The sequence below is a fragment of the Synechococcus sp. TAK9802 genome, assembly GCF_014279535.1.
GTDB lineage: Bacteria > Cyanobacteriota > Cyanobacteriia > PCC-6307 > Cyanobiaceae > Parasynechococcus.
Map to the genome: position 1 here is coordinate 1103839 of NZ_CP047937.1, position 12337 is coordinate 1116175.

The window sequence follows — 12337 nt, forward strand, 5'->3', positions numbered from 1 at the left end:
GCGGCGGCGACTAATGTGTGGCTCTCCTGACATTGGTGATCGGACTTGGGACCTGACCGCTCTGCAGAACGCGCTGCCGGCCACCCCCCTGCCCAGCGCAAAACCACGCTCAAGTGGGACGAAAACGGTGAACTCACAGCCCTGGATATGGCACGCATCGTTGACCGCTTGACCCAGCCGGAACTGCAGCGCTGCGATCTCGACCCCTCCTGAGGATCAGCTCGGGGCCATGGCCTGCTTGGCGGATTTGTAGAAATCCAGGTCGATGTCGGAACGTCCGTCTGAATCCGCCATCGCCTCAACCCGTTTACGAACAGCAGGCCGTACGAAGAACGGAACATCTTTCTTGAGTGCTGCCAGTGCTTCTGGTTGCCAGTCCATCCATCCAAAACCGTTGCACCCATGATCCGGCACGAAAGTGCCGATCTGCGGCACCAAAGGGCCAACCGCTTTGGGGCTGAGGGTTGAACCGTTGGATCAGTTGCACTGATCCCTTGATTTCTCAACGTCACCTGCACCAGGAGTCCCGGCGTGGACTGCCGCCCTGCATTGCACGACGCAATCAGCAGACTCTCAAGCACCTGGGCCTGGCCCACTGCGCGGCCCGTCGCCAACAGCAACGCGGGCCTGAAGAGTTCGACGACCTGCTGCAGGAGTCCCGGGTTGGATCGATCCGTGGCCTTGAACGGTTTGATCAACAACGAGGCCTCCGCCCCAGCAGCTATCTGCTCTCGCGGGCCACCGGCCAAATCCTCCACTACCGCCGGGATCGATCACGCACCATTCGGATTCCCTGGCGACTGCGTGATCTTTACGCAGCCGGAATGAAGATCCAGCGGGAACGCGAACAGAACCGGCAACCGCTTCTCAGCGATCAGGACCTTGCAACCGAACTATCGGTTCGACCAGAGCGCTGGGCTGCCGCCGTTGAGAGCCATGGCGCCAGCCAGGTCGTCAACCTGGCTGCCAGCCCTGGAAAGCCAGCAAGCTCGAGGGCGGAGGATGAACACCTGGACTGGTTGAAGAGCGTGCTGCACCAGGTGGATGGCCTGGCCGGCACGGTGCTGCAAGCCCACTTGATCGAAGGCCAGACCCTCAAGGATCTAGCTCAGGCCATGAATTGCAGCCGTTCATCCCTGCGCCTTCATCTCCATGAGGGAGTTCAACTGCTGCAGCAATGGGCCCAGCGCGATGGTCTGATGCCCATCCAAACCAGCTGATCAGAGCACCATCAGCAGCATCGCCAGAACTGCGGCCAAGATGGTCTGGAGAGCATTGACCAGCTCATTGCTCAACCAAGCCACGCGATCCTGCACCAGAGCACCGAGCAGGCTTTCGCCGAGGGTCGCCACCAGGCCAACCAGCATCACCAGCACTGCCACAGGCCATGAAGGAACCAGCTGCAGGGCCAGCATCACCAGGGTCATAGCGATGCTGCCGGCGGCACTGGCCAGGGTTCCCTCAAGGCTGATAGCGCCTTCGGTTCCTGGTGGAACAACCCGCAGGCTGGTGATCAACACCGTGGTGCGCCCGAATCGTTTGCCGATCTCACTGCCGAAGGTGTCGGCCAACTTGGCGGCAAAACTCGCCGCAAAACCAACCAACAACAGCTCACGGGGCTCGACACCGGCACCGATGAGCAGTGCCAGGAAGGCTCCAACAGCCGCAGAACCCCAGACGTTTTCAGGGCCGCGCTGCCCACCGCGGGCTTCGGCAAGGCCCCGGCTCTGCTTGTTCTGAAAGCCGATCTTGGTGACCAGACTTCCCATACCGAGATAGGCGACCACGGCCAACCAGCCCGACCACCCCAAACACCCCCACAGGATCGTGCCCAAGGCAGCTGCATGGACCCAACCACTGCGGGTGAGCACAGATGTCCGCTGCGCCAGGGCAATCAAAACCGTGTTCACCAGCAGGGCCTGAATCCAGAGTGCTGACATCACACCGTGTTGCAGTGCCCTAAGCATCTCCTGCCTGCGGCCATTGCAGAGGGAGAATCGGGTGCGTTCGTTCTCTGGTCGACCGGATGGTGTTCAACAGCAACAAGGGCTTTTTCCTCACCCTGGATGACGCCGCCGCTCCGGCCACCCTCGAGCTGCCTCAACAAGAGGCTCCAGCAACCGAAGAGGCACCGGTCGAGGCTGCTGTGGTCGCTGCCTCCGAGCCCTCAGAGGTTTCCAAGCCTTCAGCCCTCGAAGCTGTTGAAGAGACCGTTGCAGAAACCAGTGCTGCATCCAGCGCTCAGCCCGCAGCCTCACTCACCACAGCAGAAGCGATCGCCGCTGAACTGGCTGCAGCAGAGGCATCCCGCCCGGCGGTGACCTACTCCACCTTTGCCCCCAGCAACCTCATGCCTGGTGGCGGATTGCGCCAGCGCAGCCGCCGGCCTGGAGCAGCTCTGAAATCCTTCCGGGGGATCGCTCAGGATCTGTTCAAGAGCTGATCAGCCGATCACGCCAACGAACCAGTTCCACGGCACCAGCCACCGCGGCCGTCGAACTGCGCAGGATGGTTGATCCCATCTGGACAGGCTGAATCTGGGCTTGGGTGAACTGCTTCAGTTCCTCTTCGGTCCAGCCCCCTTCCGGGCCGACCATGAGCCATGTGAGCTGAACAGGATCGGCCTGATGACGCAACCATTGTTCCAAGGCCGGTGGTGCCGTCTCGCGGGTCACCCCCACCAGACGCTGTCCCCGCTCATCTCCCATCCATTGAGATAGGTCTTTGAGATCGAGCAGCTGTGGCGTCCACAACCGCTCGCACTGCTCCACCGCTTCACGAATGATCGTGGCCCAGCGCTCGGGTCGGTGGTCGGCCTGGGGAACACAGCGATCGCAGCGCAGGGGCTGAATCCGATCAATCCCGAGCTCACAGGCCATCCGGACGACCTCATCCATCCCCCGCCGCATCAAGGCCACGGCCAGACCCAGCTGAGGTTGGGCCTGGGGCTCAATCAGTTGCGCTGGCCGATCGAGCTCGAGCAGCTTGGCTTCCATCAGGGTTGCGGTCGTGAGCCGGCCGCAACCATCGATCAGATCCACCTGCTCGCCACAGCGCAGACGCAACACTCTCCGCAGGTAGTGCTGCTCTTCGGAGTTGAGCAGAACCGATCCACCCTGCTCCAGGCGATCCGACGACAGAAGCAAGCGCCGGCGTTCAGCCACCGGCAGGGAAAACACTGTCGGGATGGTCTTCAACCGGCCAATTCTCATTGACCCCACCAACGACCAACTCTTCGATCTGAACCACGTCGGAGTCCAGTTGACGCAGGGCATTGATCAGAACATCGATGGCAACTCCATCCGACGTACCGAGATCAACCCAGCAACGTCCCCAGTCGTTCTGGTATTCGAGCTGCCCCATGTTGTGCATCAGGGCTGGCATCGCCGACTCAGCCCCATCGTTGTCGTAGGTCATCCAACTGAGATCGGAGCCCGCGTCATGCACCTGCAGGTTTTCTGCGTTGAAGCCGCCCAAACGCCCGATCACATACCAGCTGTCGAAGACACCATCGACGTAATTCCGTTCCCCCTGACTGGGGGGTTCCGAAAAACGGATCCACAACCAGCAATTGAAGGGATCCACTTCACGAAAACGAATGTCCATGGGGCCATCGCGACACCGTCATCATCGTTCAAGCTGAACGCATGCTCGAGCTCTCAGGAATCACCTATGCACCTGCGACTGCCGGTGCCCCCATCCTCGATGGCGTCGGTTTTCAGACGCAGAAAGGACGGCCGCTGCTGATTGCTGGCGCCAGTGGATCCGGAAAGACATCGCTGCTGGAAATCATCAGTGGCCTGGCATCAGCCACATCCGGCAGCATCCGCTGGAACGGCAGCGCAGTGAAACGACGGCAGTTGCGCTGGCTTTGCGGCATCGTTTTCCAGTTTCCTGAGCGCCATTTCCTCGGGCTGAGCGTGGCTCAGGAACTGCGGCTGGGGCATCGGCGGCTCGGTCATGAGCGCGAACAGAGCGTGCTCGAACGGGTTGGCCTCGACAGCATCGCCTCCACAACGGCGCCAGAACGGCTGAGCGGCGGACAGCAACGGCGGCTTGCCCTCGCCGTGCAAATGCTCCGCGGCGCTGAAGTGCTCCTCCTGGATGAACCCACCGCAGGTTTGGATTGGTCGGTGCGACGGGACGTGCTTGATTTGCTCGCCGGCCTCGCCCGTGAGCAGGTGTTGATCGTGGTCACCCATGAACCCGAGCTGTTTCAGGACTGGGACTGCCAAAGACTGCGCTTGCAGGGCGGGCGGCTCGAACCGATGACTACATTGCCCTGAGCTTCCGAGGGGATATGGCCGACCGGCTGGTGCGTGCAACAGCCGCTGAGGGCGGCATCCGATTGGTGGCGGTATCAACAACCAACATCGTGCGTGAGGCGAGGGAGCGCCATGGTCTGTCGTTCCTCACCAGCGTGATGCTCGGACGAGCCATGGCCGCTGGATTGATGCTGGCCAGTTCGATGAAGGTGCGCCACGGCCGGGTGAACCTGCGCCTCGGTTCCGACGGACCGATCAAGAACTTGATGGTGGATGCCGGCCGTAACGGAACCGTTCGTGGCTACGTGGGCGAGCCGGGCCTGGAACTCGACCCGATTCAGGATGAAGCAGGCCATTTCAGCTTCAACTTCAAGGAGGCCGCTGGCACCGGCTACCTCCACGTGATGCGTGATGACGGCAAGGGTGAGCCCTTCAACAGCACCGTTGAACTCGTCAGTGGAGGCATTGGTGAGGATGTGGCCTCCTATCTGCTCCACTCCGAGCAGACTCCTTCAGCCGTGTTTGTGGGTGAGCAAGTGAACAGCGCCGGCATCCATGCCAGCGGTGGCCTCCTGGTTCAAATCCTTCCCAAAGCAGCGGAAGAGCCGGCCCTGGTGGAGCTGATTGAACAGCGTTGCCGCGAGATCACTGGATTCAGTCAGCGGCTGGCGGCAAGTGGAGACCAGCTGGAGGATCTGCTTCGGGACGTCTTCCCCGACCTTGATCCCAAACCCCTCGACGATGCCGAGGCCAGTCAGGAACTTCGTTTTTTCTGTCCTTGCAGCCGTGAACGCAGCAAAGCTGCACTGCTCCTGCTGGGCAGGGACGAACTCACCGACATGCGTGACAAGGACGGTGGCGCGGAACTGACCTGCCACTTCTGCAACGACCGCTATGACGTGAGTGCTGCGGAGCTGCAGGAGCTGATTGACGGCCTACCGACGGCGGCCTGATGCTCAGGCCAGGAACAGGGCTGCAGCCCACAGCAGCAGAGCTGCAGGCAAAGCCTGGATCTGCAGGGGACTGAGAGCCAGCTGTTCAAAAGCAGTGGGGGAGAGCGCCAGGTTCAGCAAAGAGCCTGCCGCCAAGCCCAGGATGAGCACCAGCAACGTCCAGCCCAGGGATGCCAGTGGGCGGCGACCACGGCGAACCTGACTGAGAAAAACGCCGATGGTTGCCAGGGCCAGCACCAACTGAATGCTCCCGGCCGAGATCAGCAACAGAGCAACGCCGACGATCCCTGCAATCAGGCGAACGGAACGCCCCTGCCCTTCCACCAGCGCCCAGTCGGGCTTGAGGCCGGAGAGGGTCGGGGAGGGATCGGGCAGCCTGTTGCGGAGATTCGCCAACACGTTGCCCATCGGTGCCTGAGCTGGCGGAGAAGGCATGGATCCCGCCATGGCCTCCCGCTCCGATGCCGTCGCTGCAGCAGCACTCACCTGACCCTGTTGCCGGTCCCGCAGGCGAGCCATCAGGACAGCGTCGTAGGCCGCTTCGATCTTTGCTCGGGCCTGATCATCACCGGAAACCTCGGCGAGACAGCGTGCTTTGGCCGCCTGAACCTGATCAAAGCCCGCATCACGGCTCAGGCCAAGACGGGCAAATGGATCATCTGCGTTTGCATCGGGACCAGATTCACCCAGGGCTGCCATTGCGTCGATCGGGTTCCTTTTGATGAGCGTATTGGGGCCTGTTCAGAAGAGGGGCGCACCGTGACGAAAACCCTCGCTGCGTTCCAGCCTGCTCCGGCAGCTGAGGGCATCCACCCGGTTCATCCAGGAGCGGCGCTTGATCAACGGCATCTGCGGAGGAAGGTGGTAGCCCTCCAGCATTTCCACCGATTCGTCATCACCACGGAAACACACGTATTCGGTGCCGCCGTCAGCGCTGTTCCTCAGCAGCCAGAACGTACTCACGGAAGTTGAAGACGCGGCACGATTCTGGCGAGAGAGCCGTGGAGGTGTGGATGGGGTAATGAGCGCGGTTCAGAGACTGATCGGCTCCACTCCACTCACCACCGGGGCAACACTGCTGAGTTCAAGGTCGGGGTGGTCTTCCCGAAGCTGGTTGAGATTCCACTCGTTCTTGAACAACAGCACAGGCCGATTCCAGGCATCACGCACGGTCTTGCAATTGAAAATCCGGCCCACCTTTTCGAGTTCAGCCCAACCGCCGTTGATCCAACGGGCAACCTGGAAACCCATGGGCTCAAGGCGGGTTTCCACGCCATATTCGTTTTCAAGCCGGTGCTGCACCACCTCAAGCTGGAGTTGTCCAACGGCCGCCAGAATCGGATCCCGCTTGCTCTCGTCGGTGTCATAAAGGATCTGCACAGCCCCCTCTTCCCGCAGCTCGTTCACCCCTTTACGGAAGTTCTTGAAGGCTGAAGGGTTGGGGTTGCGCAGCCAACTGAAAATTTCCGGGCTGAAACAGGGAATACCTTCGTATTCCACTTTCGAACCCACATAAAGGGTGTCGCCAATGGAAAACATGCCGGGGTTGTTGAGACCGATCACATCACCCGGATAGGCGTCTTCCACCACGGCTCGGTCCTGACCGAACAGCTTTTGAGGGCGAGAGAGACGGATCGCTTTGCCCGTGCGGGCGTGCTTCACCGTCATGTCTTTTTCGAAGCGGCCGCTGCAGACACGGACGAAGGCCACCCTGTCGCGGTGCCTGGGGTCCATGTTGGCCTGAAGCTTGAACACGAAGCCGCTGAACCCTTCACGCAACGGGTCCACCAGCCCTTCGCTGCTGGATCGGGCGATGGGCCGTTGCGCCATCTCCAGGAAGGCATCGAGGAAGGGACGGACCCCGAAATTGGTCATGGCCGAGCCGAAGAACACCGGGGTGAGCTCACCGGCATGGACCATCTCGATGTCCAGCTCGGCGCCAGCCGCCTCCAGGAACTCCATTTCTTCAATGGCCAGATCCAGCAGGTCCTCTTCCACCAACTCGCGCAGGGCAGGGTCGTCCAGCGAGAGGCGTTGCTCACTGGCCTGCTTGCCGCGTTCAGCACGGCTGAACAGAACCACCTCCTTGCTGCGGCGATCGATCACGCCTCGGAATTGCTCGCCACTGCCGATCGGCCAGTTCACCGCCCAGGGGGTGAGGCCGAGTTCCGACTCGATTTCATCGAGCAGGGTGAGCGGTTCCCGCCCCGGGCGGTCCATCTTGTTGATGAAGGTGAAGATCGGGATCTGCCGCAAACGGCAGACCTCGAACAACTTCCGGGTCTGAGGCTCCAGGCCCTTGGCGGCATCCTCCAGCATCACGGCGTTGTCCGCCGCTGCCAGAGTTCGGTAGGTGTCTTCGGAAAAATCCTGGTGACCTGGCGTGTCCAGGAGGTTGATCGTGGTGGCGTCGTAATCGAACTGCAGCACCGTGGAGGTGATTGAAATGCCCCGCTGCTTTTCAAGCTCCATCCAGTCGGAGGTCACCTTGCGCTGCTCACCCCGGGCTTTCACCGCACCGGCCTGCTGAATGGCACCGCCGTAGAGCAGCAATTTCTCGGTGAGGGTTGTTTTTCCCGCGTCCGGGTGGGAAATGATCGCAAAGTTGCGACGGCGATCCACCGCCGAGGCCAAAACCTGGGCCAGATCACCATCAGTGGTCGCTTGACTGCCGCTCATCGGATTTCAGGACTTCACCAAGCCTGACACCACCAGATAACGGTCGTCCTCCGCCGACACCGTCAACTGGTTGAGATCAAGCCGGTGGAGCTCTGCGGTCACCTCCTGAGGTTCGAAGGCCGCCGCCAGCGAGGCAGCGAAATCGTGCTGCAACACCTCTGGAGCCGATGGCAGGTGTTTGAGCAGCAGCTGTTGAATCTCAGCGTCGGAAGCAGGACGCCGCAGATCCCGGTGCAAGGTGCGACAACCCGGTGCTGCCAAGTCTCTGGTGACCATCCAGAGCAGATCAGGCTGGTGCAGGTGATGCAAAAGACTGTTGCTGACGATCAGATCAGCCTGCCCAAGCAGAGCACCTCGAAGCACCTCCTGAAGGGTCTGACAAAGGAAGGAGATCTCCAGCTGCTGCTGCTGCGCCCGCTCCCGGGCGACAGCCAGCATCGATTCGGCACCGTCAATGCCGATGATCCGAGCCTTGGGGAAGAGGCCGGCCAGCCGAAGCGTGATGTTTCCAGGGCCACAACCCAGGTCCACCACCAGTGGATCAGGCGGCAAAGGCGATGTGCGTGAGAGGAGACGCTGAATCGCTTCGATAGTGGCTTGATCGCCGGAACTGAAGTCAGCAGCGGCATAGGCCTGCACCTGCGTATCGCCGTTCATCAACTCAGGCTCCAGCCGCCGCTGCATCATTTGCTGCCGATTCCGAGCTTAGTTTGAACGGGACACTGTTGATGGTGGTAAAGAGACCTTGCTACCCCCATCTGTGGCGTTAGGGTTTCGATACTTGTCCTTCGCCCCAGCACCGCACGTGACCCTCACTCCAAATCGTGTGGAGACTTCTGCGGGAGCTGTCGCCGGGTTCGGCGACTTCCCCGCAACCGCTCCTGCTGCCAATCCGGTCTTCTATCGCACCTACAGCCGCAAAACCCCCAGCGGCCGTGAGAGCTGGAGTCAGGTGGGCGCGCGAAACCTGGAAGGCCTGCGTCAATTGGGCAACCTCAACGATGCGGAAGTTGCCCTGCTGGCTCGCATGCAGGCCGAGAAAAAAGCTCTTCCCTCCGGCCGCTGGCTCTGGATCGGTGGCACCCGCTGGATCGAGCAGCCCGAAAACTTCTCGGGTTCCTACAACTGCACATCCACCAACCTGGTGGATTGGCAAGCCTTTGGTCTGATGATGGACCTGGCGATGATGGGCTGTGGCACCGGCGCCATCATCGAGCCGCACCTGATCGACCGGCTTCCGGTGGTGCGCAACAGCTTTGAAGTTCTAAGCGTCAGCGAAATCGGCATCACTCCTGCCGCTGAGCGCCAGGACGACTGCACCCACAGCATTGATGGCAACAAGGTGACCATCAAGGTGGGTGACACCCGTCGCGGCTGGGTGGACAGCTACCAGCTGATGCTCGAGCTCAGCAGCGATGAACGGTTCAACGGAGGTCCGATTCAGATCGAGGTGGACCTCAGCGATGTGCGGCCTGTTGGGGAAACGCTGAAGGGTTTCGGCGGCATGGCCAACCCCGTCAAGCTGAAGGATCTCTACGGGCGCGTTGCTCGGCTGCTGAACAAGGCCCAGGGTCGTCGGCTCACCTCAGTCGAGTGCTGCCTGTTGATCGACGAAGCCGCCGTCACGATCGTGGCTGGAAACATCCGCCGCAGCGCCGGCATGCGCCAGTTTGCTTCGGACGATCAAGCGGCTGCGTCCTCCAAGGACAACCTCTGGCAGCAAGACGAGGAGGGCAACTGGAGGATCGACCCCGAGCGTGATGCGCTGCGGATGGCCAACCACACCCGCGTGTATCACACCCGTCCCAGCAAGGACGTGGTGCATGCAGCGGTGACCAAGCAGTTCCACTCCGGCGAAGGTGCGATCCAGTTCGCTCCCGAAGCGATCGCTCGCTCCAATGCCGATCTGCTCACCACCCCTGAGCTGCGAACGGAATTCATTGAGATCTACTGCGACCAGGGTCGTGAGGAAGCGGGGCGTTGGCTGTCCGACAACCATGGCCCCATCGGCGCCGACGAGCTTGAGCACCGCCTCAGCCGTTACGGATTGAATCCCTGCGGAGAGATCCTGGGCGCCGATTTCCACTGCAATCTGGCCGAGGTGCACCTCAACCAGATCGACCCCAGCGACGAGGAAGGACAGGCCGATGCCTTCCGTGCAGGCGCTCTGTCAGTTGCTTGTCTGCTCAACCATCGTTTTGAGGTGGAGCGCTACCGCCAGAGCCGTGAATGGGACCCGATCGTTGGCGTCAGCTTCACCGGTCTGTTCGATTTCTTCGTCCATGCCTTCGGCACGGAATGGCTGAGCTGGTGGGAGGCTGGCCGGCCTGATACCGAGGAGGGTCTGCGCTTCAAGGAGCAGGAAGCCGCTTACCTGAGCCGTTGGAAGGAGATCGTCAATCAAACGGTCTGGGACTACTGCGACCGTCATGGCCTTCGTCGTCCCAACCGCTGCACAACCGTGCAGCCTGCTGGCACCAAGAGCTTGCTCACCGGTGCTGCCCCCGGCTGGCATCCGCCCAAAGCTCAGCGCTTCATCCGTCGGATCACCTTCCGCAAGAACGACCCCGTGGCCATGGCCTGCATGGACTACGGCTACACCATCGTTCCCTCCCAGTCCGACAAGGATGAGGAAGGCCGTCTGCTGAATGACCCCTTCGATCCCCGCTGCACCGAATGGCTGGTGGAGATTCCCACCGAGGTGAGCTGGGCCAACCTGCCCGGTGCTGATGCCGTTGACATCAACGGCTTCAGTGCCATGGCGCAATTCGATTTCTACATGCAGGTGCAGCGGCATTACACCGCCCACAACACCTCCGCCACCATCGAATTCCGCGAGCACGAAATCGAACCCTTGGCTGATGCTCTGCATCAAGCCATGGAGAAGGGCGAGGGCTACATCTCAGCAGCACTTCTGGCCCGCTTCGATGCGAATGCCACCTTCCCCCGCCTGCCCTTTGAGCCGATTGATGCAGCAACCTACGAGGAGCTGCAATCGGCTGTGGTGAAGCGTCGCGTCAGCAGTGATTTCTTCGAAGCACTGCAGCGTTACGACCAGGGCGAGCTGACCGAAGCGGGCCCGGCCGGATGTGATTCCGATAAGTGTCTGCTGCCTCTGGCCAAGCCGGAGAACTGAACTGGGAGCACGTCCCGATACAGTTGTCAGGTGCCCTGCGGGGCACCTGACACCCTCTGGAGAGGTGGTCGAGTGGTTTATGGCTCTGGTCTTGAAAACCAGCGTGTCTTCACGGGCACCGTGGGTTCGAATCCCACCCTCTCCGTTTTGAACGACCTGAACCAATGATCTAGACGATCGTTTGTCTTGAAATGAATCAGGAAATGTTGTGTGGCCGACGGTGATGCACCACCGGAGCGATTCGACCACGTCGATACCTTGACGGGCCAATCACTGCAGATCGATTCATCACCAGGTTTCTTAAGAAACAAATGGATTTGACCCCTGCCGAAGCAGGAGTCAAACACCAAGGCGTCGAACATCGCTCTGTCCGGCTTCCAAGCCCGATTAGCGACTTGGCGGAATTACTATGAGCCGAATCGTCCGCATCTTTGAAGGGGTTGTGCTCAGATTTCTGGACATCCACAAATTGCGCCCAAGACTCAATGTGATTCCTGCCTAGACGGCCTCGATCGAACTCTTGACGTTAAGGCTCGTGCGTCGATAGGTGAAGTGACTGAACAATTGAAATCGGATCAGCCCATCTGGGAGGGAGCCTCAATGCTGCTGCCATCAAAGTCGAAGATATAAGCCGATTCCTCAGCAACCAATTCACGGATCTCCTGGCGGGGGATATAAAGCAAATCAGTTTCACCAGCCATGCAGGACTCTGCATGGCGGCAGTAATAACAGGCGTAGCCAAAACAAGGCTTACGAGCTCTGGGGTCTTGTTCGATCCCATGCTCATCCATCAAAGAGCGCACAAGGCGGCAACAAAAGCGTTGCTTCTGGATTTGCATTAACGCGAAATCACGAAGCACGTCTTGCATGCTCCGGTTCAACGAAGCGCAATAGGCCTTCAACAGAGTGTGCTCCGTTTCAGACATTCTGACGTTGACGACCTTGTCAGCCTGAACCGAAATTGCGCCCATTCGCTCCCAAGAATCCACGCCAACATCATATCCATGGATATGCAGATTTTGGATAAAAAACTTCGCCTGGGTGATCAACAATCGACAACTGGAATCACTGGGATAAGAAAAGATGGCAGCCCAGACCGGGCTGAATGACGACATAGAGGCACAACAATTGCAGCCAGATGATTCAGGCCTGACGCCTCAAAGTGGTGGCCCATGAATCAGCTATGCGAGCAGCACCCTGGCGGTCACGCCACAGGGCCTAGCTATACCGAGGAGCAACCCCGAAGCAACCCTAAAGACACCCATCGGATACTCACAAGTTGCTAAGCAGCATCTCTTGAGCTA

General features: G+C 60.3%; 15 protein-coding genes and 1 tRNA gene. 7 read left to right on the forward strand and 9 right to left on the reverse strand.

Translation table 11 applies throughout. From position 1 onward, the window contains the following. Window positions 1–45 precede the first annotated feature (45 nt). Window positions 46–213, forward strand: a complete 168-nt coding sequence (locus SynTAK9802_RS06400) for a hypothetical protein (RefSeq protein ID WP_186495470.1) — start codon at window positions 46–48, stop codon at window positions 211–213. 3 nt (window positions 214–216) lie between these two features. Here SynTAK9802_RS06400 and SynTAK9802_RS06405 read toward each other — a convergent pair whose 3' ends face one another. After that, window positions 217–381 (reverse strand): PCP reductase family protein, encoded by a 165-nt coding sequence (locus SynTAK9802_RS06405; RefSeq protein ID WP_115082491.1) that lies wholly within the window; start codon window positions 379–381, stop codon window positions 217–219. 113 nt (window positions 382–494) lie between these two features. Between SynTAK9802_RS06405 and SynTAK9802_RS06410 the strand changes: the two genes are divergently transcribed. Then, complete coding sequence (locus SynTAK9802_RS06410) at window positions 495–1220, forward strand: sigma-70 family RNA polymerase sigma factor (RefSeq protein WP_186495471.1); 726 nt, start codon at window positions 495–497, stop codon at window positions 1218–1220. Here the strand turns inward: SynTAK9802_RS06410 and SynTAK9802_RS06415 are convergent, their stop codons facing one another. Further along, window positions 1221–1940 (reverse strand): TIGR00297 family protein, encoded by a 720-nt coding sequence (locus tag SynTAK9802_RS06415; protein WP_255487698.1) that lies wholly within the window; start codon window positions 1938–1940, stop codon window positions 1221–1223. Window positions 1941–2026: 86 nt separating this feature from the next. Here SynTAK9802_RS06415 and SynTAK9802_RS06420 point away from each other — a divergent pair, with 86 nt between their 5' ends. Next, window positions 2027–2443, forward strand: a complete 417-nt coding sequence (locus SynTAK9802_RS06420) for a hypothetical protein (RefSeq protein WP_186495473.1) — start codon at window positions 2027–2029, stop codon at window positions 2441–2443. On the opposite strand, the gene SynTAK9802_RS06425 is transcribed toward SynTAK9802_RS06420, so the two are convergent. Together SynTAK9802_RS06425 and SynTAK9802_RS06430 are read right to left on the reverse strand one after the other, a co-directional pair. After that, on the reverse strand, window positions 2433–3164 hold the full coding sequence (locus tag SynTAK9802_RS06425; RefSeq protein WP_186495474.1) for a 16S rRNA (uracil(1498)-N(3))-methyltransferase: 732 nt from the start codon (window positions 3162–3164) through the stop codon (window positions 2433–2435). The genes SynTAK9802_RS06420 and SynTAK9802_RS06425 overlap by 11 nt on opposite strands. Continuing rightward, window positions 3157–3606 carry a DUF3531 family protein gene (locus SynTAK9802_RS06430; RefSeq protein WP_115082235.1) on the reverse strand — a complete coding sequence of 150 codons (450 nt, stop codon included), beginning with the start codon at window positions 3604–3606 and terminating at the stop codon, window positions 3157–3159. Before SynTAK9802_RS06430 ends, SynTAK9802_RS06425 begins: the two co-directional genes overlap by 8 nt. Window positions 3607–3647: 41 nt before the next feature. On the opposite strand from SynTAK9802_RS06430, the gene SynTAK9802_RS06435 reads away from it, so the two are divergent. Beyond that, a complete protein-coding gene (locus SynTAK9802_RS06435) occupies window positions 3648–4286 on the forward strand; it encodes an ABC transporter ATP-binding protein (protein ID WP_114989103.1) in 639 nt (212 codons plus the stop codon). A gap of 14 nt (window positions 4287–4300) precedes the next feature. Continuing rightward, window positions 4301–5218, forward strand: coding sequence for an Hsp33 family molecular chaperone HslO (gene hslO / locus SynTAK9802_RS06440; protein ID WP_114989102.1), 918 nt, complete (start codon window positions 4301–4303; stop codon window positions 5216–5218). A 3-nt stretch (window positions 5219–5221) separates the two neighbouring features. On the opposite strand, the gene SynTAK9802_RS06445 is transcribed toward hslO, so the two are convergent. The 4 genes from SynTAK9802_RS06445 to SynTAK9802_RS06460 form a co-directional block, all read right to left on the reverse strand. Continuing rightward, on the reverse strand, window positions 5222–5917 hold the full coding sequence (locus SynTAK9802_RS06445) for a CPP1-like family protein (RefSeq protein ID WP_186495475.1): 696 nt from the start codon (window positions 5915–5917) through the stop codon (window positions 5222–5224). Window positions 5918–5959: 42 nt separating this feature from the next. Then, window positions 5960–6181, reverse strand: a complete 222-nt coding sequence (locus SynTAK9802_RS06450) for a hypothetical protein (RefSeq protein ID WP_025362298.1) — start codon at window positions 6179–6181, stop codon at window positions 5960–5962. Window positions 6182–6250: 69 nt separating this feature from the next. After that, the gene (locus SynTAK9802_RS06455; RefSeq protein WP_186495476.1) at window positions 6251–7897 is read right to left on the reverse strand and encodes a peptide chain release factor 3; all 1647 of its coding nucleotides are present in this window, start codon (window positions 7895–7897) and stop codon (window positions 6251–6253) included. A gap of 6 nt (window positions 7898–7903) precedes the next feature. Continuing rightward, a complete protein-coding gene (locus tag SynTAK9802_RS06460) occupies window positions 7904–8554 on the reverse strand; it encodes a trans-aconitate 2-methyltransferase (RefSeq protein WP_370586346.1) in 651 nt (216 codons plus the stop codon). A 148-nt stretch (window positions 8555–8702) separates the two neighbouring features. On the opposite strand from SynTAK9802_RS06460, the gene nrdJ reads away from it, so the two are divergent. Both nrdJ and SynTAK9802_RS06470 read left to right on the forward strand, forming a co-directional pair. Next, on the forward strand, window positions 8703–11033 hold the full coding sequence (nrdJ, locus tag SynTAK9802_RS06465) for a ribonucleoside-triphosphate reductase, adenosylcobalamin-dependent (RefSeq protein WP_186495478.1): 2331 nt from the start codon (window positions 8703–8705) through the stop codon (window positions 11031–11033). A 58-nt stretch (window positions 11034–11091) separates the two neighbouring features. Beyond that, a tRNA-Ser gene (locus SynTAK9802_RS06470) sits at window positions 11092–11178 on the forward strand. Between the two features lie 430 nt (window positions 11179–11608). On the opposite strand, the gene SynTAK9802_RS06475 is transcribed toward SynTAK9802_RS06470, so the two are convergent. After that, window positions 11609–12085 (reverse strand): hypothetical protein, encoded by a 477-nt coding sequence (locus SynTAK9802_RS06475; RefSeq protein ID WP_186495479.1) that lies wholly within the window; start codon window positions 12083–12085, stop codon window positions 11609–11611. Between the last annotated feature and the right edge of the window lie 252 nt (window positions 12086–12337).

Excerpts from the sequence above, each read along its gene's own strand:
- SynTAK9802_RS06430 (WP_115082235.1), bottom strand. The coding sequence starts at position 3,606 with ATGGACATTCGTTTTCGTGAAGTGGATCCCTTCAATTGCTGGTTGTGG.
- SynTAK9802_RS06455 (WP_186495476.1), bottom strand. The coding sequence starts at position 7,897 with ATGAGCGGCAGTCAAGCGACCACTGATGGTGATCTGGCCCAGGTTTTG.
- SynTAK9802_RS06405 (WP_115082491.1), bottom strand. The coding sequence starts at position 381 with ATGGACTGGCAACCAGAAGCACTGGCAGCACTCAAGAAAGATGTTCCG.
- SynTAK9802_RS06445 (WP_186495475.1), bottom strand. The coding sequence starts at position 5,917 with ATGGCAGCCCTGGGTGAATCTGGTCCCGATGCAAACGCAGATGATCCA.
- SynTAK9802_RS06435 (WP_114989103.1), top strand. The coding sequence starts at position 3,648 with ATGCTCGAGCTCTCAGGAATCACCTATGCACCTGCGACTGCCGGTGCC.
- SynTAK9802_RS06420 (WP_186495473.1), top strand. The coding sequence starts at position 2,027 with ATGGTGTTCAACAGCAACAAGGGCTTTTTCCTCACCCTGGATGACGCC.
- SynTAK9802_RS06460 (WP_370586346.1), bottom strand. The coding sequence starts at position 8,554 with ATGAACGGCGATACGCAGGTGCAGGCCTATGCCGCTGCTGACTTCAGT.
- SynTAK9802_RS06415 (WP_255487698.1), bottom strand. The coding sequence starts at position 1,940 with ATGTCAGCACTCTGGATTCAGGCCCTGCTGGTGAACACGGTTTTGATT.
- hslO (WP_114989102.1), top strand. The coding sequence starts at position 4,301 with ATGGCCGACCGGCTGGTGCGTGCAACAGCCGCTGAGGGCGGCATCCGA.